Source organism: Phreatobacter sp., from assembly GCF_030691135.1.
Taxonomy (GTDB): domain Bacteria; phylum Pseudomonadota; class Alphaproteobacteria; order Rhizobiales; family Phreatobacteraceae; genus Phreatobacter.
Map to the genome: position 1 here is coordinate 1 of NZ_JAUYFA010000057.1, position 23458 is coordinate 23458.

A 23458-nucleotide genomic window follows, 5' to 3' on the forward strand; every position below is an offset into this window, starting at 1 on the left:
AGCGCATTGCGGATGACCTCGACGCGAACGGGACCGATGGTTTCCATGGCAGGCTCTCCCGAAACGATCACGCGAGGCGCCGCGCGATCAAGGCGCCGCTGCTTGCGATTGCGGCACTCCAGCCGGGCGGAATGTATGACGAGGTGTAGGTTTCCGACACGATGGCGGGCCCGCGGGCCACCTGGTCGGCCATCCCGCCTCGCTCGAAGACCGCGACATCCTGAACCCGTCCGTCGACGTGGACCGGCCTCATCATCGGCGCCGTCTCTGCCGGGCGATTAGTGCCCGGCGACGGGACCGGTTTCGGCAGTCTGCCGATCGCAGCCAGCCGAAGCGCGACCATTTCGACTGCGGTATGCGGTTCGTCATAGGAGAAACGCTGACGATGAACGGCATGGAAGCGGCGCGAGATTTCGGCGAGCGCAGACGGCGAGAAGTCCGCACCGTCCACCGGTACGGGGAGATCAAAGGCCTGGCCGGCATAGCGCAGGTCGAGACTGAAGCGCAGCTCGCGTGCTGCCTTCGGCGTGCCATCCTCGGCAAACAGACGTTCGGCTTCCGCCGTCATCCTGACGGCATGGCGGGCAAGCCTCTCGCCGGCCCTTTCGAGCGGGCCGATATCGGTCGTCGTGAGATCGTGGGTGATGTCCGACCACAGGATGCCCCAGGCCGAGAGCGTCGAGGCATGCTCGGGGAATATGACCCGGTTGACGCCCAGATCATCGGCGACTTCGCAGGCGTGGACGCCTCCCGCTCCGCCGAAGGAGAGGAGGGCGAAATCATCGGGATCGAGACCTTTTTCGAAGAGCGACAACCGGATCGCTGTCGACAGGTTGGAATTGACGACGGCAACGACGCCAGCCGCGATTTCCTCGATGGACAGGCCGAGTGCTCGCGCTAGGGGCGCGGCCGCCGCGACCGCCTTGTCGCGGTCGAGGGTCATGGCGCCTCCCATGAAGGCCTTTGCATCCAGCCGGCCGAGAATGAGGTTGGCATCCGTCACGGTCAGCTCAAGGCCGCCCCGCCCGTAGCAGGCCGGCCCAGGTACGGCACCTGCCGAATGAGGACCGATCCTTAGCCGCCCGCCGTTGTCGACCCAGGCGATCGAACCACCCCCGGCTCCGATGGTGCGCATCTCGACCATCGGCAAGCGGACCGGCAAGCCATCGATCTCTCCCTCATTCACGGTTGCCACAGCCCCCTGATGGACGACCGAAATGTCGAAGGAGGTGCCGCCCATGTCGACGGCGATCAGGTTGGGTTCGTCCAAGGCGGCGGCGAGGCGCCGGGCGGCGGCAGCCCCTCCGCTTGGACCCGACAGGAGGAGGCGCGCCGGTTCCCGCGCCGCCTTGGCCAGCCCGCTGACGCCGCCATTGGACTGGACGAGATAGATCTGCCGGGTCAGGTCCGCCTCGCGCAACCGGCTTTCCAGTCTCGCCGCATAGACCGACACGACCGGCATCAGCAGCGCGTTCAGCACGGTTGTCGACAGCCGCTCATATTCCCGGATTTCGAGGCTGATGTCCGATGACAGCGAGATCGCAATGCCGGGAAGTTCCTCGGCCAGAATGGCGCCAGCCCGTCGTTCGTGCACCGGGTTCGCGTAGGCGTGGAGGAAACAGACGGCTACCGCGGATGCTCCCGCCTCCCTGATGCGGGCGGCCGCGGCACGGACGCTCGCCTCGTCCAGCGCGGTTTCGACGCTGCCATCCGCCCGCACCCGTTCGACGACGCCGAACGCATGTCGCCTCGGGATCAGCGGCGGCGGCGGAGACAGCGTGATGGCGTAGACATCCCGGCGGCCGTGACGGCCGATCGCCAAGACATCCTCGAAGCCCGCGGTGGTCAGGACGGCGCCGTCGGGCAGCTTGCGCTCGAGCACGGCGTTGGTGGCGATGGTCGTACCATGCAGGATCTGCTCGATATGTGCCGTGTCGAATCCGAATTTGCGGGAGGCCTGCCGGATGCCTTCGATCAGGCCGACCGAGGGATCGCGCGGGGTGCTCGGCGTCTTGAATTGATGCACGAGACCGGTCGCCCCATCGAGGACTTCGATGTCAGTGAACGTGCCGCCGATATCGACGGCTATGCGAACAGATGTGGTCATTGAACCCACTCATTCCGGGCAGGGCAGGGGCGGTGGTTTTTCGGATCTATTTCACGAAGGTTCTGGCAAGGCCGAGCGAACGATCGACGACAATGACGATGAAGAGCGTGAACAGGACCAGCAGTACCGATATCGCCGCGACAAGCGGATCGGCGCGCGATTCGACGTGGTGATACATTTCGACGGGCAGGGTCGACAGGCGCGGCCCGGACATGAACAGCGACAGCACCACCTCGTCGAACGACACCAGGAACGACAGGGCGCCGGCCGCGACGAGGCCGGGGATGATCAGAGGCAGCGTCACCCTGCGAAAAACCGTGAGGGGCGTCGCGCCCAGGGTTGCGGCGGCCTCCTCGACAGCGATCGGCACGGTTGCCAGCGCGGTTGAAATGATCCTCAGGGCATAGGGCAGGGTCACCACCAAATGGGCGAGGAAAAGGCCCTGAGGGGTTGCCAGCAGGCCGGCCCGCGCCGCGACGATGAGCATGGCCAGCGCCAGCACGATGGTCGGGAGGAGAAGTGGCGCGGTCAGCACGCTCATCAGCGTTGCAGCGCCGGGGGGCGCGAGCCGCACCAGTGCATAGGCCGCCGGCACGGCGATCAGAAGGTTCACCACCGTCACGGCACCGGCGAGTTTGAGGCTGAAAAAGAAGGCATCGATCATCTTCGGATGCTGGCCGATCGACGCATACCAGCGCAGGCTCCAACTGCTCGGCGGGAACGACATGAACACGTCGCCGGAGAACGACAGCGGAATGACGATCAGGACCGGCGCGAGCAGGAACAGAAACGACGCGCTCGCCAGCCAGATCAGGATACGGGATATCGGGCGTTCATCCACGGCGGTTCACCCGATCTGGCGGAGAATACGGGTGTAGACGGCCAAAGCCAGGCCGAACACCACCAGCACGATGATCGACAAGGTCGCTGCGAGCGGCCAGTCGAGGGTCACGATCGCCTGATCGTAAACCTCTGTTGCGAGGAGAAAAACGCGTCCACCCCCGAGCAGCTTCGGCGTGATGAAGGAGGAAATCGCCAGGACGAAGGTCAGGAGCGAGCCGAGTGCGACTCCCGGCAGCGACAGGGGCAGCACGACCCGCCAGAAGACGCGGTAGGGCGGGGCGCCGAGCGTGGCGGCCGCTTCTTCGACCCGCGGATCCAGGCGGCCGAAACCGGCCAGCAAGGCAAGGATCATGTAGGGCATGAGGATTTCGGTCAGACCGATCATCACGCCCGTCAGGTTGAACATCAGCCGAAAAGGCTCTTGTGCCCCCAGCGCGGCGAGGGCCGAGTTCACCAGTCCGCGATCCGAGAGGATGGCGATCCAGCCGTAGGTGCGCACGACCGAGGACAACAGCAGAGGCGAGATCACCAGCACCAGCAGAATGCTCTTCCACGCGCCGTTCATCCGGTGGAGGCACAGTGCGATCGGATAGGACACGACCAGGGTTAGGATGGTGACGATCAGGCTCGTTCTGACCGTGTTCGCCAGAAGCTCCCAGTAGAAGGGGTCCGTGGCCACCGTCGTCCATTTGGCGATCGACCATCCGCCGGTCATCGCGCCGCTCGAACGGATTTCGGAGACCGAAATGACCGCGAGGTTGGCGACCGGCAGCATGAAGCCGATCGCATTGATCAGGAGGATCGGCAGCAGCAATGTCGCCGCGGTGAACGTGGTGCCGCGCCGGCTTTGGGCAGGGCCCTGGGCGGTTGCTGCCGCGCTCATGGAGCGGCCTCGAACACCAGTGTGTTCGCGACCGACCAGGACAATGTCACGGCTGTGCCGACGCTGACGAGCGCACCGGTCGCATCCGTCGACTGCTCGACATTGAAAACGGCGTCGCCCGCCTGAACGTCATATTGCACGACATTGCCGGCATAGGTCGTCCGGATGATGGTGCCTGCCGCATGGTTGTCATCGGCGCGCCTTTCGCCGGCGCCATCGAGATGGATACGGTGAGGGCGGATCATCACTTCGACGGGACCGCTGACAGGACGCGCGCAGCGCATCGTGACGCCGCCGACATGGACCACCTCGCCCGCGCCGGTTCCGGGGAACCGATTGGTCCGTCCGACGAAGGCCGCCACGAAGGCGGTGCGCGGTCGTTCGTACAGATCTTCGGGCGTCCCGGTCTGCTCGATCCGTCCCTTGTTCATGACGACCACCCGGTCAGCCATGGTCAAGGCCTCGTCCTGATCGTGGGTCACGAACAGGGCCGTCGTGCCGAGCCGCCGCTGGATGTCCCGGATCTCATTACGCATTTCCTCGCGCAGCTTCGCATCGAGGTTCGACAGAGGCTCGTCGAGCAAGAGGATCAACGGACGAATGACCAGCGCCCTTGCCAAGGCGACACGCTGTTGCTGGCCACCCGACAATTGACCCGGCCGACGGTCCTCGTAACCTGTCAGCCGGACGAGCTGCAGAGCTTCCGCTACGCGCGCGCGGATATCGGCCTTGGCCATCCCGCGCATTTCAAGTCCGAAGGCGACGTTGGCTGCGACGCTCATATGCGGGAACAGGGCATAGCTCTGGAACACCAGACCCATGTCCCGTTGGTAGGGGGGAACGTTGGTCAGATCGCGCCCGGCGACGACGATCTGACCTGCCGTCGTCGGAACCAGCCCGGCGATCATCCGCAGCGTCGTCGTCTTGCCACAGCCCGAGGGGCCGAGCATGGCAAGAAACTCGCCCTTCCGCACATCGAGGTCGACGGCGTCTACGGCGGCAGTGTCGCCGTAGCGCTTGGTCAGTGCCTGTAGCGACAGGAAACGGTCCGTAGCCGCCGTTTCGTCCGCGTTCTGTTTCGTCACGGGACTTACATGATCCTCTGCGGGCATGCGGGATGGCGATCAGCGAGAGAGCGGGATCACGCGCCGGCGCCACTGGTCCATGATCTGGTCACGCACGCCTGCGACAGCGATCCAGTCGACCGGCACGACGCGATCGAGGAATTTGACGGCCGTCCGGTCGATCGCGCTCGGCGCAATCTGCGCCTTGGCATTGGTGGGTGCGTAGAACATGGATTCAGTGAAGGCCTTCTGCGCCGGTGCCGACAGGGCATAGGAGATGAAGCGCTGTGCGGCTTGTGCCTGCGGTGCCCCCTGAACCTGGTTGATCACATTGATCTGGAAGACCGTCCCTTCTTTCGGGATCAGCGCTGCGAGCTTGCCGTTCGATGTGTCGGCGTTGACCTGCGCGCGGGCATTCCAGCCGATGCCGATCGCTGCCTGGCCATTGATGATCGGCGCGTAGACATCCGGGCGCGGTTCCCAGGTCTGCACGTTGGGGGCGATCGGCGCCATGGCTTCGATGCCCTTGGCAAAACGCCCTTCCACGCCCGGTCCGCCATTGAGCTTGTCGAGGATCATGACAAGCGACATGCCCTGGATATCGGGCAGTCCCGGGATCGCCACACGGCCGCGCATCCCCGGGGTCGCCATGTCGAGAAGCGAGGTCGGCGGCGGCTTCACGGCGTCGGTGTTGTAGATCATGACGAGATTGTCGAACGTCACGGCAACGCCGCCGACATTCGGAAACCGAGCATTGGGATAAAGCTCGTTGATCTCCGGGATCGCCGCGGCGTCAAGACGGGAGAAAATGCCCTCGTCCGTGCCGACCTTGGCCACCGTGACGTCGAGGATCACGACGTCGACCTGCGGCGCCGCGCGCTGTGCCCGCAACTGGCCGATCATGGCCGCCGAGTTCGGCAACGGCGAATAGTTGACCCGGATGCCCGGATTGGCCCGCATGAAAGGCTCGACGACCGCTGCGGTGTAGCGATCCTGGAACAGGCCCGTATAGGCCATGACGTTGATGGTGACCGGCTGTTGTGCCGATGCCCGATTGATCCAGGGGGCAACGATCAGCGATGTGGTCGCGGCGACGAATGTTCTGCGTTTCATGTCCAGTCCCCTCGTGCGATGATCCGGTGATGACCCCGGGTGAAGTGGCGTTAGGCTTAATCAGGGTGCGAGCTTCGCATCGACCATGGCTCGTGCGCCGGAGATATCGGGGAGCTTTTCGCCCTTCCGCAGCCTCTCGAGCAGAACCAGTTCGTTCTCCTGCATGCCGATCGCCTTTTCGGCGACCGCCCGCGCCTGCAGGGGGTCGAGCACGATGACCCCGCTCTCGTCGCACAGGATCGCATCGCCGGGATGGACCACCTGGCCGCCGACACTGATCGGCACATTCACCGCCCCCTCAGACCCGAGGAGCTTGGTGGTGATCGCTGACGGTCCACGGCACCACATCGGCATGTCGACACGCGTAAATTCGGAAAAATCCGTTGCCGGCCCGTCGACCACGCCGGCCTTGACGCCCGCCATCTTCATGCAATTGGTGATCACGCCGCCCCAGCAGGCATGGCGATCGTCACCACAGCGATCGACGAGGACGATGTCGCCGGGGCGAACATGTGCCGTAAGCCAATGCAGCAGCGCCGAGTCCGCATGCGGGATGCGGATCGTGACAGCCGTTCCGGCGACACGCTTGTTCGGCAGCACCGCCCGAATGTGCCGGTCGACGAAGCCGGAATGAAGAACGTGGCCGACCGTCGCCGTCTCGACCTGCTCCAGCAAGGTGACGAGATCGTCCGGAATCTGGTCCGGCATCGGTTTGATCACGAACATGAAGTCCAGCCCTGTATCGGTGCGGGTTGCGGAAGTGGCGGGCTCAGAGCGGCAGCACGTGGTGGTGGGCGACCGGCAGATTGGTGCGGATCGAGTCCTGACGGTCGAAGTCGAGTACGGCCGTCGTCGCGCCGACCTGATCGGGAACCATCGCGGTGACATGACCCCAGGGGTCGATGATCATCGAATGACCGTAGCAGGCCTTCTTGCCGTCGGCGTGGTTGAAGATCTGCGCCGAGGCGATAATCCAGCACTGCGTCTCGATGGCGCGGGCGCGTAACAGCACTTCCCAGTGGTCCTTGCCGGTCATCAAGGTGAAGGCGGCCGGCAGCACGATCACCTTGGCACCCTTGTCCCGGAGGGCGCGGAAGAGTTCGGCGAAGCGCAGATCGTAGCAGACCGTGCAACCCACCGTAACATCGTCCGCGTCATAGGTGACGATCTTGTCGCCCCGGCCGACCATGTCGGACTCCCGATATCGGGCGCCGCCGGGGACGTCCACATCGAAAAGATGGATCTTGCGATAGCGGGCCTTCTCTTCGCCGTCTGGGCCGAAGACCAGCGAGGTGTTGTAGAACTGGTTGCCGTCCTGCTCGACGATGGAGCCGGCATGCAAGGTCACCTTGTGCTTGGCCGCCAGTGCCTTCATCGCCGCATAGGCGTCTCCATGAGGCGGCGTCTCGGCGCTCGCCCGCGCATTGTCGGGGCTCGATCCCAGATAGGCGAAGTACTCCGGCAGAACGATGAGCCGTGCGCCATCTTCCGCGCATTTCGCCACCAAACTGGATGCCACGGCGATATTGGCCGCCTTGTCATCCTGCGAATTCATCTGAACGACGCCGACTTTCATGGCCGATCCCCCCGGGTGCGTGACGAAGCTAACCATGGGGTCAGAGGGTCGGCAACACTGAAAAACTTGTCCTGAGCTACAAGGAAAATCGATCGCTGCCCCAGCGTCAGGTAACTGCACATCGTTGGGCGTCGAATTCTGCGGCGATGCGCTGGGCCATTCGCGCGATCGTGGCCGGGATGGGGTTCGCTGCGCTTTCTCCATAGACGACATGGAACCGCATCGGCGGCAGGACGACATTGACATCGATGCGCGCAATTCGCGCAGCGTCGGGATGATCCTCGACCATGGGCGCGGGCAGGGCCGCGATGCCGCCGCTGTCGCAGAGGAGCCGGATCATCGTGGCGATCGAGTTGGAATTGTAAATGCGCGCCTGGTTTGCCGGGACACCATGCTGTTCGAGGAGGCGCAGGATGGCCTGGTGCGGCTGGGATCCCTTGGAATAGGCGAACAAGGGGTGGAGAATGACATCGGAAAGTTCCAGCCGCGAAGGCAGGCCGAGCTTGGCCGATGCGAACCAGGCGCATTCGAAGCTGCAGACTTCGATGCTCTGCAAGGTCTCATCCATGACCGGGCCCATCAGGATCCCCAGATCGACGCCCCCGTCGCGGACAAGTTCGGCGATGTTGCGGCTCGTATCGACCGTCAGGTCGAGGCTGACATGGGGGTACGTCGCCTTCATCTGGTCGAGCAGGCGAGGAAGCCACGTGTAGACGATCGTGTCGACCGTACCGATCGCGATGGTTCCGCTGAGGGTCGCCGGTGACCCGATCCCGGTGCGGAATTCGGCCACCAGTTTGACGATCTCCTCGGCCCGTGCCAGCGCGCTCAGGCCGTGAGGCGTCAGGACCACTGACCGCATGTCGCGTTCGAACAGGCGTACGCCCAATTGGCGCTCGAGGGTGGCGATGCGGCTGGAGACGGCCGCTTGCGTCGTATTCATGCGTTCGCCGGCGGCCGAAAAACTCTTGAGGCGGGCGACCATCAGGAAGGTCTCGAGAAAGCGCAGGTTCATGGGGCCGACTGTCCGTCACATTCGCTCGCCTTGCAATCCGAGCCCGTCAACTGCGTCCCGCAGGCGCTGCGACCCTGCCGGGACCTCGGCCCGGGTCGTCTCGCCAGGGCATCGGCGACGGTATTCTGTACGGGCGGACAGATCGGCATGAAAACGATTTAGAAAGCGCCGATAAGAATATGAATAAAAACATTATATGCGCGTTTAATCATGTCTATCGTGGGGCGCCAGTCCGGCCGTCACGCACGATCCCGCCTCGTCCAGGCCCAAACTGGATGCGGGATGGCGTCGTGGCCGCGAGACGTCACCACGCCGCAGGCCCTAAGCTGCTGTCGTCGATGTCGCGGTGCCATTCCCGCCATTGGGGTTGTCGGCGAACTCCTGTAGAGGCGGGGCCATGCCGGACGTTGCGGCGCCCGCGATAGGCGCCCGGTTGGGCGACGACAGACCATGAGAACCCATGTCCGATCAGCGACAGAATTACGGACTTGGCATCTTCATGATGCTGCTGGCGTTTTTCCTGTTCGCGGCGAATGACGCCCTGGGCAAGTGGCTTCTGGCGACCGCGACGGTCGGTCAATTGATGCTGGCGCGCGCCGTGGTCGGTCTCACGGTGGTTGGTGTCCTGCTGGCCCCCGCCGGTCCCGGACCGCTCCGCACGCAGCCCCGCATCGGTCTGCAGGTCCTGCGCGGTTTCCTGTCGGCGCTGGAATCGGCCCTGTTCTTCTGGGCCCTGAAGTTCCTGCCGCTGGCCGACGTGATGACCTATTATCTCGCAGGACCGATCTACGTGACCGCCATGTCACCCTGGTTGCTGGGAGAGCGTGTCGGTTGGCGCCGCTGGCTCGCGGTCATCCTCGGCTTCGTCGGGGTCGTCATCGCCATCCAGCCGGGACAGGAGAGCTTTTCCTGGGGGGCGCTCGCGGCCCTGGTCGGCAGTTTCGCCTATGCCTGCTTCATGATCGCGACCCGCAAGCTCGCCGCCACGGATGCCCGGGTGCTGATGGGCTGGCAACTCGTTGCCGCCCTCGTGATCGGTATCGCCCTGGTGGCCTATCAGGGGTGGGCACCGCTCCGACCCATCGATCTCGCCCTGATGGTCGTCCTGGGGCTCGGATCGCTTCTCGGCAATTCCTGCGTCAACATTTCGCTGAAGATCGCCCCTGCATCTGTCGTCGTCCCGTACCAGTATTCGCTGATCATCTGGGGGGTGTTGATGGGCTATCTCGTCTTCGGAGAGATCAGCGATCCCCCGACCTTCGTCGGAGCCGCCATCATCATTGGCGCGGGCCTGTTCATTTTCCTGCGGGAGCAGCAGTTGCGCCATGAGGCGCGGCGATAGTGGGCCTTCCGCCAGGCCGACAGGATCACAACCGTGCACCGGCTCGCAGCTCGTCCGACGTGGTCGTCGGCAGGCCGAAGAATTCCAGATAGGCGGGGATCATTTCGAACAGCATGTCGAGCCCGGTCTGGACCCTGCAGCCGCGGGCCGCCGCTGCGCGCAGCAGGGGCGTCATCTCTTCCGCGAGGACCACCTCACCGACGAGGCTGCCCGGGCTCAGGCGGTCCGGGTCGAAGGGCAGGGGATCGTCGGGGTTCATGCCCAGCGGCGTCGCATTGACGACGATGTCGAACGCCGCGGGATCGGATGGACCGGTTGCCACCAACAGTCGCGGGGCATGGGCATGCAGGCGGGCGGCCAGGGCCTGGGCGCGGCTGGTGTCGGTGTCAACGAGGGTTAGGCTGCCAATGCCGGCTGCGGAGAGCGAGGCGGCGATGGCCGAGCCAACGCCGCCGGCGCCTACCACCAGTGCCGAGGCGTTGGAAGGATCGACACCGTTGCGCGCCAGAGCGCGGACGAAACCCTCGCCGTCGACATTGTGGCCTTCGATGCGGCCGCCGTGGCCGATGCGCACGGCGTTGCAGGAGCCGGCGATCGTCACGGCGGGACTGGCCTCGTCCAGCATCGCGACGACGTCGATCTTGAGCGGCATGGTGATGAGCGCGCCGATGACATTGGTCATGCGGAAGATGACGGGCAAAGCCGCGTTGCCGTCCTCGCGGCGCACCCCCATCGGCACCACCGCCACGTTCAGGCCGATGCGCGCGAAATAGGGATTGTAGATGGAGGGCGACCTGAACGTCGTCGTGGGATGACCGACATGGGCGATGATGCGGGTTTGACCGTCGATGCTCATCGCGTTACCGCCATGGCGCGCCACGCCGGGCCGATCCTCATGCCGCAGGCTCCGCAAGGCCGCCGCCGAGGAAGAGCTGCCCCACCCTGGGATCTCTCAGGATCTCGTCAGCCGGGCCTTGCATCCTGGCGCGACCGAGTTCGAGCACGATGCCCTCGTCGGAGATCAGCAGGGCTGAGCGGGCATTCTGCTCGACCATCAGGATGCTGACGCCCTGGTCGCGCAGTTCGGTCAGGATGGCGAAGGTCTCCTGAACCAGCAGCGGCGACAGGCCGATGGATGGTTCGTCGATGAGGATCAGCCGGGGATCGAGCAGCAGTCCGCGCATGATCTCCAGCTGTTTCTGCTGGCCACCCGACAGGGTCGACGCCTGCTGATCGGCCTTCTGGCGCAAGATCGGGAAGCGGTCGAGGGCCCGCTCGATGCGCGCCCCGACATCGCGGATGCCGGGGCCGGCCGCGACCGTCCCCAGTTCGAGATTGTGCCGGACCGAGAGTTCGGGGAAGAGGTTGCGGCCCTGCGGCACGTAGACAATGCCTGCCTCCAGCAATTGGCGCGGCGACCAGCCGGTGATGTCGGTGCCGTAGAAGCGAATCCGCCCGGAACTCGGCCGGATCAGCCCGAAGATCGCCTTGAAGACCGTCGATTTGCCGGCTCCGTTCGGGCCGATGACCGTGGTGATCGCCCCCCGCCTAACCTTGAAAGAGCAGCCGTTGAGGATGGTGATGCGGCCATAGCCGCCCACGACGTCGTCGAGTTCGAGGATCGTCTCGGTCATCGCTGCGGTCCTCAGTTCCCGAGATAGGCTTCGAGAACGGCCGGGTCGGACCGCACCTGCGCCGGGGTGCCCGTCATCAGCACCTTGCCTTCGACCATGACGATCACCCGGCTGCACAGGCTCATGACGAAGTCCATATTGTGCTCGATGACGACGAAGGTCGCACCGCGTTCCGCGTTCATTGCGCGTAGCCGCTCCCTCAGATCGGCCAGCATGGTCAGGTTCACGCCTCCGGCGGGCTCGTCGAGCAGCACCAGTCGGGGACCGGCCATGAAGGCCATGGCGGCATCGAGCAGTTTCTGCTGGCCATAGGAGAGGCTGCCCGCCCTGGCATCGGCGAGATGGACGAGGCGGAAGAAGCCGATCATCCGGTCGGCCTCGGCCGTCAGGCCCGCATCGCCAGGGCCGAACAGGCGGGCGAGCATGGTGCCACGGTGCTCCTGGCCGGCGAGGATCAGGTTCTCCCGCACCGAGAGTTCCGGGAAGACCTGCAGCAGTTGGAAGGTGCGGGAGACACCGCGCCGATTCATGGCCTCCGGCGTCGATCCGGTGACGTCGACACCATCGAGCCTGATGTCGCCGGCACTTGGTACGAGCTGGCCGAGGATGCAGTTGAACAGGGTCGACTTGCCGCAGCCATTCGGGCCGATGATGCCGAGGATCTCCCCTTCATGGACCTCGAAGGAGACGCCATCGACGGCGACCACGCCTCCGAAGCTCTTGCGCAGCCCCGTAACCTGAAGGACGGGCTTCATCGCGAAGGTTCCGCCGCGCCCGCGCCAAGCCGCGCCCGCAGGGCGTTCCAGCCGCGCTCGGCGAGTCCGAGGATGCCCTGGGGGCAAGCAATCAGCAGCAGCAGCACGACGACGCCGAAGACGATCAGATAGAGTCCGCCGGTGAAGCGCAGCCATTCCGGCAGGGCTACGGCGACGAGGGCGCCGACGAAGGGGCCGAGCTGGTAGCCCGACCCGCCAGCCACCACCATGAGCAGCAGCATGAAGGACGCCGAGAGGGCGAAGGGCGAAGGATCGATGAACTCGACGAGGGGAGAATAGAGCGCCCCCGCGAACCCGCCATAGGCCGAGCCGATGGCGAAGGCCAGCAGGGTATAGGCGCGGATGTCGACGCCGAGCGACGCGGCCCGGATCGGATTTTCGCGCAGCGCGAGGAAGGCCCGGCCCCAGGGGCTGCGGATGAGCCACCAGAGTGCCAGAGCGAGCACAAGGGTGACCACGACCACGAAGCGATGAAAGGCGAGGGCGCCGTCGGTCCTGATCCCGAAAAGGGTCGGCCGCGCGATGTTGGCGATGCCGAAAGTGCCGCCGGTCAGCCATTGCTCGTTGCGGAACACCAGCCAGACCAGGGTGGCGAAGGCCAGGGTCACGAAGGCGAGGTAATGGGCCTTGACCCGCAGCGCAGGAAAACCGAGCAGCAGCCCGAGCGCGAAGGACAGGAGACCGGACATAAGGAAACAGGAATACCAGTCGACACCGAATTTCGTGCCGAGGATCGCGGTCGTATAGGCGCCGATCCCCATGAAGGCGGCCTGGGCCAGCGATTTCAGGCCGGCGATTCCGAGGGTCAGGTTGAGGCCCATGACGGCAATGCTGGTGACGAGCCAGAGGGTCAGCACATAGGTGCCGTAGCGCCCCATGCCGACCGGCAGGAACCAGAGCAGAACAGCGCCGGCGATCAGCGTCAGAAGCACGCCGTCGAGCCGGCGGGACAGGCCGCTGGCCGCGCGCGCGACCGGCGGGGAGGGAGGCGGCGAGGGCGCGACGACCTCCGTCATATCCGGCGCTCCTCGCGGCGGCCGAACAGACCTTCCGGCTTGATGAGGATGATCAGGACGAGAAGGGCGAGCGGAACGGCCAGCCGATAGGAGGACGAGATGTAGGCCGCCGCGAGGGAGTCGACCACGCCGACGATCAGGCCGCCGCCAAGGGCGCCCCGGACCTGGTTGAAGCCGCCGACAATGGCGGCGATGAAGGCGAAAAGGCCAATGACCTCGCCGTTTGAGAACTTGGCCAGATAGAGCGGCGAGACCAGCACCGAGGCGAGGACGGCGAGCGCCGCATTGATGGCGAATGTCAGCATCACCATCCGTGCGACGGGAATGCCGAGGATCAGGGCGACGCCGGGGTTCTGGGCCGTCGCCTGCATCTGCCGCCCCGTCCGTGTACGGGACACGAACCACTGGAGCATCCCGATCGCGATGAAGGCGACGGCGATGATGGCGATGTGCTGAATGGAGAGCGAGACGCCGAGGATGTCGACGGCTCCGGCGGGAAAGGGCGAGGGGAAGGTCTGGGCTTCCGACGAGAAGAAGTCCTTGGCGCCTTCCTTCATGATGATGGCGAGCGCCATGGTCGCGATCGCCAGCGGCAGGACCCCGTGGCGGATCATCGGATCGACCACCGCGATCTTGAACCCCGCCCCGAAGACGGCGACGAAGACGAGGCCACCGAGGAGCGCGGCCGCCCAGAGCGGCAGGCCGAAGAAGGACACACCGGCGAGGATCAGGATCGCCGGGAGCATGACATACTCGCCCTGCGCGAAGTTGATCGTCTGCGAGGTCTGCCAGACGAGTGTGAAGCCTATGGCCGCCAGCGCGTAGATGGCGCCGGTGGCGAGACCTGCCACGATGTAAGCGACGAGTTCGGCCATGCCGGCATGCCTCCTGACGATGGTTCGGTGGCCGCTGTCGCGGCCCGCTGGGAGATGGCAGGGGTGGACGCGCCGGCCTTGCGGCCGGCGCGTCTTTACCTCAGGGCCGGATCATCGGCAGGGTGGACCGGATGACCTGTCGGCCGCCCTCGACTTCGGCGAGGAAGCTTTCCCGGTCCAGATCGCCGTTCGCTTCGATCCGGGTCGTAATGAGGATGCCCGGCTCCATCTGCGGCGTGATGGTGGCGCCACGCAGCGTGTCGGCGACACCTTTGCGATCGAAGCGGCCCATCCTCTCCGTCGCCCACTTGATCATGTGGACGGCCATGTAGCCCTTCAGCCCGTTATGATCCGAGGCGATGCCGAAGCGGGCCTGATAGCGCCGGCCGAAATCCTGGAAGGCAGGGACCGGCGCATCGATCGACAGGCCGACATGGCCGCGCGCGCCGTTTGCCGCTTCGCCGGCCAACTGGATGACGCGGGCGCCGAGCAGCGTGGTCTCGCCGATCATTGGCTTGCCGACATTCTGCTGCCGTGCGGCGAGCAGGAAACGCGCGCTCTCGTCCTCGTTGAGATAGACGAAGACGGCGTCGACATTGGCGTTGCGGATGCGGATGGCGTCAGCCGTGAAATCCGCCTGACCCTGTTCGGTGGAGACGTCGAGCGCCACCTGAATGCCCCGCTGCTGCAGTTCGGGGAGCATGGCGTCGCGGCCACCCTTGCCGAAGTCGTTGTTCACCCAAACGATTGCAATGCGGTTCGCCTTCACCGTCTCCTTCAGATAGGTGGCGAGCTTGGGCATGGCCGCGGCCTGACTGAGCGAGGTGCGGAACAGGAACTGGTTGCCCTGTCGGGTCAGGCCGGCAGCCTCACCGCCGACGATCTGGGCGATCTCGGCCCGCTGGGCGATCTGCATGGAGGCCCCGATCGGACCAGAGAAGACCGGGCCCAGGACGGAATAGGTGCCCTCATCGATGGCCCGCTGGACGGCCGCCCGGGTGTTTCCGGGATTGGTCTGGGTGTCGTAGTGCACCATGTCGATCTGGCGGCCGAGGATGCCGCCGCGGGCGTTGATGTCGGCGACCGCGAGGTCGATGCCGTTGCGCCACTGGGTGCCCGCCGTGGCGCCGGCGCCCGAGAGCTCGACCACGTTGATCAGCTTGACGCGCTCCTGGGCCGTGGCCGGGCCGACGACGGCAAAAGCCAATGTGGTGGCGAGCGCGAGCACCCCTGCGCGGGTGAATCGGGTCATCGGCATATCCTCCTCGACTTCTTCCGCCGCCCTTCAGTGGGGCGGTCCGGTTGCGCTGATCTAGCAAGGGCGCGCCGGACGAAGCAATGACCATGTCGATGCGAAAGCAACAGACCACGTCGGGCCGCGCGGGGCGCGCGCATGGTGCGCGCGTGTAATGGTCTTCAGAGCGGCTCCCGCCGTGTCGGTCGGAGAGCCTCCCGGCCGATGACCCACAAGATCTTGGTGCCGGCCTTGATCGTCCCGCTCACCGTCCCGGAGACCTTGGAAACACCGATGCGGCGGCGATAGTCGACGGGAATCTCCCGTGTCCGCAGTCCCACGCGGGCCGCCTTGATCTGCATTTCCACCGTCCAGCCGTAGTTGAGGTCGGCCATGGCGAGACGCTGGAGCGCGGCGTGCGAGATCGCGCGGAACGGGCCGAGATCGGTGAAACTTCGCCCCCAGACGAGGCGCATCAACGAGCAGGCGAGCCAGTTGCCGAAGACCTGCTGCGGCGTCAGCGCCCCGGCTTCCCGCTGTCCCAGAACCCGCGATCCGAGCACCAGATCGGCCTCGCCGTCGATGATCGGCTGCACCAGGTGGGTCATTGCGGAGAGATCGTCGGCGGCGTCGCCGTCGACGAAGACGATAACGTCGACGGGGGGCAGCGCCGCGATGGCGGCGAGGCATGCCCGTCCGTAGCCGGGGCCCTCGACATTCACGACGATGGCGCCAAGCCGCCGGCCGACGTCCTGCGTCCCATCCGTCGAGAGGTAGTCACCGATCACGACCGTGTCGACGAAAACGGGCATGGCGCCCAGCACCGCCGGCAGTGCCTTCGCCTCGTTGCGGGTCGGGATGACGACGCCGATCCTCGATCCTGCGAGGCTCATGCCGAGGCTCCCGATGTTGCCGACCGCCGTGCCAGCAAGGCGATGATGATGACCGGCGCGACATGCAGGGCGGCGAGCCCATAGCCGTGAAGGTCGCGCAGCCCTGCGGCTGCAAGAGGAAAAAAGAGGTAGTAGATCGGCAGGCCAACCGCCGCCGCCGACAGCGGCCAGGCACCACTCGCCGCCGCAAGCGGCAGGAACCAGACCGCATACCAGGGAAACTGCGCCGGGGAGAGGTAGAACAGGATCGCGGCGAGCAGGGCGGCGCGGCCGATCAGGCCCTGCAGTCCGGCAGGGCGGCGCACCGCCACCGAGAGACTGGCGATCGCTGCGGCCGATACCACCAGAACCCGAAGGACGACCTCACCCCAACCGGACCCGAAGACCCGAAAAAAGAGATAGGACGCCCAGGCGAAGGGGGCGTTGTTGATGCTCCAGCCGCTGGCATAGGCCGTCAGGCCGGCATTCGCCGAGAGGCTGCTCCAGACCAGCGGGCCGCAAAGCAGCAGCATCGTTACTCCGAGCGCCAGCGCGAACAGCGCCAGGGCCCTCCGGTCGGGCCAGAGGGCGCGCGCGATCAGCGGCGCCAGGAGGATCGGCCAGAGCTTCACACCCACCGCGAAGCCGACCACGAGCCCTGCAACCAGCCCGGCGCGCCGCTGGGCGGCGACCAGCGCCAGCAGGATCGGTGCGGCCAGCGCGGCATCTATATGGGCCTGCCCCGTCAGGCAGAAGGCCAGCAGCGGGTTGCACCAGTAGAGCGCCGTTGCAAGCGGGCTATGGCCCGACGAGAGCAGCAGCCGCCAGATCAGGACAGCCGTCAGGGCCTCGGACACGAAGATCACCACGCGCAGGCCGTCGAGGCTCCAGGGGGCGATGAGATGGGCGAGGGCGAAGAGCGCCTGAGCACCGCCCGGGTAGATCGAGCGCAAGGTGGGAAAGTTGATCGCGGTGATGGCCTGATGGCCGGCTGCGACCATGTCCGGCGGCAGGGCGCCGAGACCCTGAAGCACCTGTTCGGGGGAGATGGCATAGGGACTTGCGCCCTGAGCCACCGTGGCGCCGTCGAGAAGGTAACGGAAATGGTCGTCTTCCAGCAGGGGCCCGGCGCCGAAATAGGGCAGGCGCATGAGCATGCCGGTTGCCGCGACGGCGACCACCAGGCGCCAATCCACGGCAAGGTTGCGCCCCGCCCAGACCGCAAAGGTGACCCCCGCGGTCGACAGCGCCAGCAGCAGGGCGAGGAGGGTCGCGGCCCACCACGCGTCACGCGTGGCGACCGCCGTATGCCCGAATGTCCAGGCCAGCGCGACCTGGGTCGCGACAGCCAGACCGAGTGCCGCGACCAGCGCCGTGGCGCGGCGCTCCGGCGACGGGTTGCGTAGCGCGGCAAGGGCGGTGCCCGTCGATGGGATACCCCGAGATGTCATGGGGCAGCTGTGGTCCTGGTCAGCAGGCGGCCCCAGTTCTCGTCGAAGGGATGTGCGCGCCCTGGTGCTGCCCGGCTCACCAGCGCGCGGCCTTCCGCCGTCCAGCGGAAGACGCCGCCACGCAGGTTGTACAGACCGGCCCGTGCGTGGGGCGCGATCTGCGAGAGGGTCCGCATCATCAGAACCGAGGAGCGGACGCCGACCGCGCAGTAGAAGATGACGGGACCGGCAGCTATCCGGTCACGGTGGAGCCTGAGGATCTCCTCGGCCGTACTGCCGGGCTCGATCCGGATGGCCCCCGGAAGGTGGCCGGTCTCGAATTCTTCCACGGTCCGGACGTCGAACAGCGTCACGGAGCCGCCTGGCAGTCCTGCCGCCAGGGTTGCGGGGGTCATCTCGGGGACGCGATAGCGGCGGACGACCTCGCGCTCGACATCCTCGAGGGAGACCCGCGGATCGGTCGGATCGAGCGTCCACGGCGCGAGATGCGGTGCGGTGTTCCACAGGAATGCGGCGGCTGCGGCGAGCAGGATTGCTCCGGTCACGGCACCGATCGCGAGTCTACGGGTCTTCGGGCGTACCGTCATGCGGTGTCCAGACGTCCTCGCGTCAGCTGCGCGGCCGGGTCGTTGCCGTGCGGTTGAGCGCCCAGTCATAGTCGTCCTCGGCGATCCTCGGCGATCCCGCCAATTGGCGCGCCAGAACCGGCTCGGCATAGGAGCGGAAGTGGGCGATCAGCCCGGCATCGTCGCCGCCGAAATCCTCGATGAACCACTTGTAGATCGATGATACCCGCAGGCCGCCTGACGGCAGCATGGCAACGCCGCGCGGATGGTTGACGAAGGCCCGCGCCGCCGCGTCCAGATCAGCCTCCAGCGTCGCCGCCCGCCAGACCCGGTTCATCAGGTTGGGGCAGCCGTTCGAAGCGCAATTGACGATGTAATGGACCCGCGGATCCTTGAAGGTGGGCCGCATGATCACATGTTCAATGTCGTCGAGGGAGAGCCTGCGGCCCTCGACCGTGACGCGCTGCTGGCGCCAGGGCCCGGTATAGGCCTTCGGATCGAGCCAGGAATCGCTCTTGATGTCGCGGATCGAGGCGACGGGATAGCGGTCGAGGATGACCTTGAGAGTCACGGCATTGTAGAGGTTGCCCCAGTAGGCCATGGCCTCGGCGCGTTGCATGGCCGAAGGCCGCCGCGCCGACAACTCGGCGAGATAGGCGTTGAGCGTCGCCATATCAGCGGCGCTGGCTCGCCATCCGGCATAGTCGACGCGGTTGATCCCGTCCGCGTCGACGCTCACATATTTATTCAAGAGACTGTCATAACCAGCCTCTGGATCAGCGCTTTGGGCCGTAGCGGCGGTGGCAAAGAGGGCGACCGCAAGGCCGAGGGCCGAGCGCCGCGAGAGGGATCGCAGAGGAGCCAAAGGCATCATGGTTTTCTCCAGACGACAGCGTCGAAGCGGATGAAGGTCGATGCGTTCAGCCACTGCGCGCCTCGAAACGCTTGCGCAGGGGAATGGCGGCGAGGGACAGGAGCGCGAGGCCGACTAGTCCCGCGATGATCTCCCGCGTCAGGATCGAGCCCGCCGTCACCGTGCCGCCCTGGTCGAGGACCGAACCGAGGCCGGCGCCGGCCAGCGAGAAGACCGCCGTGCCCGGGATGATTCCGAAGAAGGTGGTGAGCACATAGGTGACGAGCGGCACGCTGACGAAGGCGGGCACGAGGTTGACCAGGAAGAAGGGAAACAGCGGCACCAGACGCAGCACGAGGAGATAGGAGCCGGCGTTGCGCCGGATTCCCTCGGCAAGGCGCGCGGCCGGGGCGCCGAAGCGGTCGAGGGCATTCTCGCCGAAGAGCGACTTGGCGAAGATGAAGATCAGCGTCGCGCCGATGGTTGCGCCGGTCACCGTCAGCAGCGTGCCGAGCACCGCGCCGAACAGGAAGCCGCCCGAGAGCGTCAGGAAGACCGCCCCGGGAAACGAGAAGGCAACGGCAACTACATAGACCGTGACATAGGCGAGGCTGGCGAGCACGATGTTGCTGCCGACCCAGGTGGTGAGCGTGCCCCTGTGGGTCTTCAGCGTGTCGAGCGACAGGACGTCGGTCAGACCGGACCAGCGGAGCAGGGCGAAGGCGCAGAGGGCTGCGAGGACCAGCCACAACCTGCGGTCCTTCAGAATGGTTGCGGAAGACATCGGTTTCTCCGTCACGGGAGGATGCGCTGAACGAAGCCGACGATCCTTCGGGTCAGAGGCCCGAAGAGCTTCGGCGTGTAATAGCTTCCGGCCGCCCGTTTCGAGATCTCCGACAGCGTCGGATAGGGCATCACGGCGCTTGCGACGGCGCCGATCTTCAGGCCTGCCGAAATGGCGAGGCCCCATGTGCCGATCAGTTCGCCCGCGCGGGGGCCGACGATGGTCGCCCCGAGGATGCGGCCCTTGCGGCCGAGAACGATCTTGGCAAGCCCTTCGGTCGCGCGCTCGGCCTGGGCGCGGTCATTGCCGTCGAATGACCAGGTCAGCACCTGGACCTCGTGGCCGGCCTTGCGCGCATCGGCTTCGGTCAGGCCGGCATGAGCCAGTTCCGGATCGGTATAGGTCACCCAGGGCAAGGCGGCATAGTTGACCTTGGCCGGCAGCCCGAACAGCGCGTTGCGGATGACGATACCTGCGTGATAGCCGGCTATGTGGGTGAACTGCGGGCCGCCCGAGACGTCGCCGATGGCGAAGACCTTGCGGTTGCTCGTCCGCAGGCGAGCGTCGACGGTGATGCCTTTCGGCGTCGTTTCAACACCGGCCGCGTCTAGGCCGAGTCCTTCTACGTTGGGCCGCCGGCCGGCGGCGACGAGGATATGGCTGCCGCTGACGCTGCGGCCGGTCTCGCCGTCACCGTCGAGCGTCACGGTCACGAGCCCGTCGTGGCGCGACACCTTCCCGACGCCGGTACGCTCGAGCAGCGTCACCCCGTCCCGAACGAGCGCGGCACGCACGACATCGACGGCCTCTGGCTCGTCCCTCGACAGGATGCCGAATTTTTCGATCACGGTGACCTGTGATCCGAGCCGGCGGAAAGCCTGTGCCATCTCGATGCCGATCGGTCCCCCGCCGAGGACGATGAGGTGGTCCGGTCGTTCCGTCAGTTCGAAGATGCTCTCGTTGGTGAGGAAACCGGACTCGGCCAGGCCCGGAATCGGCGGGACTGCGGCGCGCGAGCCGCTGGCGACCACGAAGCGCCGGGCCATGACCTTTTCGCCTCCGGCCTCCACCGTTTCGCGATCGATGAAACGCCCGACGGCCTGGATCACATGGACGCCGAGCCCCTGGAAGCGCTCGACGCTGTCATGCGGCGCGATGGCACCGATGACGCCGTGGACATGGGCGTGCACCTCGTCAAAACGGATTTCGGGGGCGGCCGTATGGACGCCGAAACGGCTGCCGTCACGGACGGCGTGCGCCGCATGGGCCGCGGCGATCAAGGCCTTGGAGGGCACGCAGCCCGTGTTGAGGCAGTCGCCGCCCATTGCGCCCTTTTCGATGAGGACGACGGAGGCACCCATCTGTACCGCGCCTGCGGCGACCGACAACCCGCCTGAGCCTGCACCGATGACGCAGAGATCGGCATGCAGAACGCCGTTTCTGCGCTCCGGGAGCTTGGGGGGGAGCAAGGATGGTGTCGGGCTGGCCAAGGATATCACTTTCGGAAGGGTGTGCGTTCGATCAACTCTACGGCGCCCTGTCCGGCGGCGTTACAGGACTCACGCTTTCGTGAGTAATGAACTGAACCGTCGAGACTAAGGCGTTCTTTCGGTTTGGCGGACGTTCAGCCGAGCGACCGTTGAATCTGGGCGGCGGCTTGCCAGAGGGTCTCCGCGATATCCGGCGTGCGACGATGTGACAATCGACGGACGACGCCGGCGACGGTCAGCGCGGCAGAGGGGAGGCCGGACGCGTCGCGCAACACGACCGAGATTGCCCTTGTTCCCGGCACGATGCCGCGATCCCGCAGGGCGTAGCCGAGCCGCCGCGCGTCGCGGACCATGGCCACCGACGCCTCGACGGTCAGGCGGTACTCGGCGAGCTGGGGGGCGTTGAGCACGAGAATGCGTCTGGCCTCCTCGACCGGCAGCGCCGCCAGCAGCGCCAGCCCGGCGCTCGACACGCCGAGCGGCCGACGGTCGCCCACCCTCAGCGGCACGACCTGGACAGGGTAGGCACCCAGTCGTCGGGCGACGCAGATCGTCTCCGGTCCGGTGCGCTGGGTCAGGAAGAGCGTATCGCCCAGCTGATCCGCGAGGCGACCGAGGTGAGATTCCGCGGCGGTCATCAAGGGCGTCTGGGGGGCGCGGGCGAGGGCGAGGAACTGAATTTCCTGCCCCACGACATAGCGGTGCGTCGCTCCCTTCTGCTCCACGAGCCCTTCCTCCATCAGGGCGCGCAGCATCCTGTGCACGGTCGGATGCGGCAGGCCCGTCAGCCGCGCGAGATCCGTCAATCCGTAACCACTCTCCCGCGCCATCGACAGGACGCGCAGGAGATTCACGGCCCGCCGGACGGCCTGGGCCCCGCCGGTCGTCTTGCTGTCGACGGGCATGTCTCCCCCGAGATCCGATGTGGCCAGCGATCATCTCATGCGGCGCAAGGCGATGTCCATCATGTGGACAGCCAGCGCGACAAGTCGATTGTGCGGGACTGGCTTTCCGTGATGGGTGGTTCGATCGACAGAAAGCTCCGGTCAAGGAGCGCGGGAAACATCCAGGAGATATCGATGAGGCTCGCGAGCTACCGGACCGCCGGGCGCGACAGCTACGGGATCGTGCGCGACGACGGCATCCTCGACCTCGGGGCGCGGATGCCGGGAATGCCTGACATGCTCGATGCCATCGCCGCTGGCGCTCTGACGGACGACCTCTTCCGTGACGAACCCAGCGACGTGTCGCTGGCCGCAGTCACCTGGCGGCTCCCCGTGACCCGGCCGGAGAAAATCTGGTGCATCGGCGTCAACTACGCTGACCGCAACGCCGAGTACAAGGACGGCACGTCCGCGCCGAAATATCCCAGCCTGTTCTGCCGCACCCCGTCGTCCTTCGTGGCGCATGGCGCGCCGCTGGAACGCCCGAAGGTCTCGACGCAACTCGATTACGAGGGCGAGATCGTCCTCGTGATCGGCAGGGCCGGACGGCACATTCCGCGCGAGACCGCGATGGATCATGTGTTCGGTTACACGCTGTGCAACGAGGGCAGCGTCCGCGACTGGCTCCACCACGGCAAGTTCAACGTCACCCAGGGCAAGAATTTCGATCGCTCGGGCGCAATCGGGCCGTGGATCGTCACGCGCAGCGGTGCGGGTGACGACCGCCCCTTCGAACTGACCACCCGGGTCAACGGCGAGGTGCGCCAGCACGAGACGACCGACCGTCTCATGTTTCCCTTCGACTATCTCATTGCCTACCTGTCGACGTTCGCCACCCTGAAGCCAGGCGACCTCATCGTCACCGGCACGCCGACAGGGGCGGGCGCGCGTTTCGATCCGCCGCGCTGGCTCAAGCCCGGCGATGTGGTCGAGGTCGAGGTTCCCCGCATCGGATGCCTCACCAACACCGTGGTGGACGAAGCCTGACCCGGCCGCGCCAGCCCTTGACCCTCTGTTCCC

At 66.0% G+C, this 23458-nt stretch carries 23 protein-coding genes; 2 read left to right on the forward strand and 21 right to left on the reverse strand.

Translation table 11 applies throughout. The features are described 5' to 3' along the window. Positions 1-67: 67 nt before the first annotated feature. The 8 genes from Q8O26_RS09500 to Q8O26_RS09535 all read right to left on the reverse strand — a co-directional run bounded on the left by Q8O26_RS09500 (position 68) and on the right by Q8O26_RS09535 (position 8601). The gene (locus tag Q8O26_RS09500; protein ID WP_305575269.1) at positions 68-2107 is read right to left on the reverse strand and encodes a hydantoinase/oxoprolinase family protein; all 2040 of its coding nucleotides are present in this window, start codon (positions 2105-2107) and stop codon (positions 68-70) included. A gap of 46 nt (positions 2108-2153) precedes the next feature. Then, positions 2154-2948, reverse strand: a complete 795-nt coding sequence (locus tag Q8O26_RS09505) for an ABC transporter permease (RefSeq protein WP_305575270.1) — start codon at positions 2946-2948, stop codon at positions 2154-2156. Positions 2949-2954: 6 nt separating this feature from the next. Beyond that, positions 2955-3665 carry an ABC transporter permease gene (locus Q8O26_RS09510; RefSeq protein ID WP_371134515.1) on the reverse strand — a complete coding sequence of 237 codons (711 nt, stop codon included), beginning with the start codon at positions 3663-3665 and terminating at the stop codon, positions 2955-2957. Positions 3666-3829: 164 nt separating this feature from the next. Then, positions 3830-4945, reverse strand: coding sequence for an ABC transporter ATP-binding protein (locus Q8O26_RS09515; RefSeq protein ID WP_305575272.1), 1116 nt, complete (start codon positions 4943-4945; stop codon positions 3830-3832). A gap of 12 nt (positions 4946-4957) precedes the next feature. Next, a complete protein-coding gene (locus Q8O26_RS09520) occupies positions 4958-6010 on the reverse strand; it encodes an extracellular solute-binding protein (protein WP_305575273.1) in 1053 nt (350 codons plus the stop codon). 60 nt (positions 6011-6070) lie between these two features. Further along, positions 6071-6736 (reverse strand): RraA family protein, encoded by a 666-nt coding sequence (locus Q8O26_RS09525; protein ID WP_305575274.1) that lies wholly within the window; start codon positions 6734-6736, stop codon positions 6071-6073. Positions 6737-6779: 43 nt separating this feature from the next. Further along, positions 6780-7586 (reverse strand): carbon-nitrogen hydrolase family protein, encoded by an 807-nt coding sequence (locus tag Q8O26_RS09530; RefSeq protein WP_305575275.1) that lies wholly within the window; start codon positions 7584-7586, stop codon positions 6780-6782. Between the two features lie 106 nt (positions 7587-7692). Then, a complete protein-coding gene (locus Q8O26_RS09535; RefSeq protein ID WP_305575276.1) occupies positions 7693-8601 on the reverse strand; it encodes a LysR family transcriptional regulator in 909 nt (302 codons plus the stop codon). 460 nt (positions 8602-9061) lie between these two features. Between Q8O26_RS09535 and Q8O26_RS09540 the strand changes: the two genes are divergently transcribed. After that, complete coding sequence (locus Q8O26_RS09540) at positions 9062-9943, forward strand: DMT family transporter (protein WP_305575277.1); 882 nt, start codon at positions 9062-9064, stop codon at positions 9941-9943. Between the two features lie 25 nt (positions 9944-9968). Here the strand turns inward: Q8O26_RS09540 and Q8O26_RS09545 are convergent, their stop codons facing one another. From Q8O26_RS09545 to Q8O26_RS09605, 13 genes are all read right to left on the reverse strand, one after another. Next, positions 9969-10799: a shikimate dehydrogenase gene (locus tag Q8O26_RS09545; protein ID WP_305575345.1), complete on the reverse strand. Its 831-nt coding sequence runs from the start codon at positions 10797-10799 to the stop codon at positions 9969-9971. Positions 10800-10836: 37 nt separating this feature from the next. Next, entirely contained in the window at positions 10837-11577 is a 741-nt protein-coding gene (locus Q8O26_RS09550) for an ABC transporter ATP-binding protein (RefSeq protein ID WP_305575278.1), read from the reverse strand. Positions 11578-11588: 11 nt separating this feature from the next. After that, the gene (locus tag Q8O26_RS09555; RefSeq protein ID WP_305575279.1) at positions 11589-12332 is read right to left on the reverse strand and encodes an ABC transporter ATP-binding protein; all 744 of its coding nucleotides are present in this window, start codon (positions 12330-12332) and stop codon (positions 11589-11591) included. Further along, entirely contained in the window at positions 12329-13369 is a 1041-nt protein-coding gene (locus Q8O26_RS09560; RefSeq protein ID WP_305575280.1) for a branched-chain amino acid ABC transporter permease, read from the reverse strand. Before Q8O26_RS09560 ends, Q8O26_RS09555 begins: the two co-directional genes overlap by 4 nt. Further along, positions 13366-14244, reverse strand: coding sequence for a branched-chain amino acid ABC transporter permease (locus tag Q8O26_RS09565; RefSeq protein WP_305575281.1), 879 nt, complete (start codon positions 14242-14244; stop codon positions 13366-13368). Before Q8O26_RS09565 ends, Q8O26_RS09560 begins: the two co-directional genes overlap by 4 nt. A 100-nt stretch (positions 14245-14344) precedes the next feature. Beyond that, positions 14345-15496, reverse strand: coding sequence for an ABC transporter substrate-binding protein (locus Q8O26_RS09570; protein ID WP_305575282.1), 1152 nt, complete (start codon positions 15494-15496; stop codon positions 14345-14347). A gap of 164 nt (positions 15497-15660) precedes the next feature. Further along, a complete protein-coding gene (locus tag Q8O26_RS09575) occupies positions 15661-16371 on the reverse strand; it encodes a glycosyltransferase family 2 protein (protein WP_305575283.1) in 711 nt (236 codons plus the stop codon). Then, the gene (locus Q8O26_RS09580) at positions 16368-17801 is read right to left on the reverse strand and encodes a glycosyltransferase 87 family protein (RefSeq protein WP_305575284.1); all 1434 of its coding nucleotides are present in this window, start codon (positions 17799-17801) and stop codon (positions 16368-16370) included. The genes Q8O26_RS09575 and Q8O26_RS09580 overlap by 4 nt, the downstream gene beginning before the upstream one ends. Next, positions 17798-18346 carry a rhodanese-like domain-containing protein gene (locus tag Q8O26_RS09585; RefSeq protein ID WP_305575285.1) on the reverse strand — a complete coding sequence of 183 codons (549 nt, stop codon included), beginning with the start codon at positions 18344-18346 and terminating at the stop codon, positions 17798-17800. Before Q8O26_RS09585 ends, Q8O26_RS09580 begins: the two co-directional genes overlap by 4 nt. Positions 18347-18410: 64 nt before the next feature. Beyond that, positions 18411-19106, reverse strand: a complete 696-nt coding sequence (locus tag Q8O26_RS09590) for a DUF547 domain-containing protein (protein WP_305575286.1) — start codon at positions 19104-19106, stop codon at positions 18411-18413. A gap of 181 nt (positions 19107-19287) precedes the next feature. Next, entirely contained in the window at positions 19288-20004 is a 717-nt protein-coding gene (locus tag Q8O26_RS09595; protein ID WP_305575287.1) for a TVP38/TMEM64 family protein, read from the reverse strand. An 11-nt stretch (positions 20005-20015) separates the two neighbouring features. Further along, complete coding sequence (locus Q8O26_RS09600; RefSeq protein ID WP_371134511.1) at positions 20016-21503, reverse strand: NAD(P)/FAD-dependent oxidoreductase; 1488 nt, start codon at positions 21501-21503, stop codon at positions 20016-20018. A 125-nt stretch (positions 21504-21628) separates the two neighbouring features. After that, positions 21629-22399, reverse strand: a complete 771-nt coding sequence (locus Q8O26_RS09605; RefSeq protein WP_305575289.1) for an IclR family transcriptional regulator — start codon at positions 22397-22399, stop codon at positions 21629-21631. 174 nt (positions 22400-22573) lie between these two features. Between Q8O26_RS09605 and Q8O26_RS09610 the strand changes: the two genes are divergently transcribed. Continuing rightward, a complete protein-coding gene (locus Q8O26_RS09610; protein ID WP_305575290.1) occupies positions 22574-23425 on the forward strand; it encodes a fumarylacetoacetate hydrolase family protein in 852 nt (283 codons plus the stop codon). Positions 23426-23458: the final 33 nt, after the last annotated feature.

Excerpts from the sequence above, each read along its gene's own strand:
- Q8O26_RS09595 (WP_305575287.1), bottom strand. The coding sequence starts at position 20,004 with ATGTCTTCCGCAACCATTCTGAAGGACCGCAGGTTGTGGCTGGTCCTC.
- Q8O26_RS09510 (WP_371134515.1), bottom strand. The coding sequence starts at position 3,665 with ATGACCGGCGGATGGTCGATCGCCAAATGGACGACGGTGGCCACGGAC.
- Q8O26_RS09560 (WP_305575280.1), bottom strand. The coding sequence starts at position 13,369 with ATGACGGAGGTCGTCGCGCCCTCGCCGCCTCCCTCCCCGCCGGTCGCG.
- Q8O26_RS09500 (WP_305575269.1), bottom strand. The coding sequence starts at position 2,107 with ATGACCACATCTGTTCGCATAGCCGTCGATATCGGCGGCACGTTCACT.
- Q8O26_RS09545 (WP_305575345.1), bottom strand. The coding sequence starts at position 10,799 with ATGAGCATCGACGGTCAAACCCGCATCATCGCCCATGTCGGTCATCCC.
- Q8O26_RS09540 (WP_305575277.1), top strand. The coding sequence starts at position 9,062 with ATGTCCGATCAGCGACAGAATTACGGACTTGGCATCTTCATGATGCTG.
- Q8O26_RS09610 (WP_305575290.1), top strand. The coding sequence starts at position 22,574 with ATGAGGCTCGCGAGCTACCGGACCGCCGGGCGCGACAGCTACGGGATC.
- Q8O26_RS09550 (WP_305575278.1), bottom strand. The coding sequence starts at position 11,577 with ATGACCGAGACGATCCTCGAACTCGACGACGTCGTGGGCGGCTATGGC.
- Q8O26_RS09580 (WP_305575284.1), bottom strand. The coding sequence starts at position 17,801 with ATGACATCTCGGGGTATCCCATCGACGGGCACCGCCCTTGCCGCGCTA.
- Q8O26_RS09525 (WP_305575274.1), bottom strand. The coding sequence starts at position 6,736 with ATGTTCGTGATCAAACCGATGCCGGACCAGATTCCGGACGATCTCGTC.
- Q8O26_RS09520 (WP_305575273.1), bottom strand. The coding sequence starts at position 6,010 with ATGAAACGCAGAACATTCGTCGCCGCGACCACATCGCTGATCGTTGCC.
- Q8O26_RS09575 (WP_305575283.1), bottom strand. The coding sequence starts at position 16,371 with ATGAGCCTCGCAGGATCGAGGATCGGCGTCGTCATCCCGACCCGCAAC.
- Q8O26_RS09530 (WP_305575275.1), bottom strand. The coding sequence starts at position 7,586 with ATGAAAGTCGGCGTCGTTCAGATGAATTCGCAGGATGACAAGGCGGCC.
- Q8O26_RS09515 (WP_305575272.1), bottom strand. The coding sequence starts at position 4,945 with ATGCCCGCAGAGGATCATGTAAGTCCCGTGACGAAACAGAACGCGGAC.
- Q8O26_RS09555 (WP_305575279.1), bottom strand. The coding sequence starts at position 12,332 with ATGAAGCCCGTCCTTCAGGTTACGGGGCTGCGCAAGAGCTTCGGAGGC.
- Q8O26_RS09565 (WP_305575281.1), bottom strand. The coding sequence starts at position 14,244 with ATGGCCGAACTCGTCGCTTACATCGTGGCAGGTCTCGCCACCGGCGCC.
- Q8O26_RS09535 (WP_305575276.1), bottom strand. The coding sequence starts at position 8,601 with ATGAACCTGCGCTTTCTCGAGACCTTCCTGATGGTCGCCCGCCTCAAG.
- Q8O26_RS09570 (WP_305575282.1), bottom strand. The coding sequence starts at position 15,496 with ATGACCCGATTCACCCGCGCAGGGGTGCTCGCGCTCGCCACCACATTG.
- Q8O26_RS09605 (WP_305575289.1), bottom strand. The coding sequence starts at position 22,399 with ATGCCCGTCGACAGCAAGACGACCGGCGGGGCCCAGGCCGTCCGGCGG.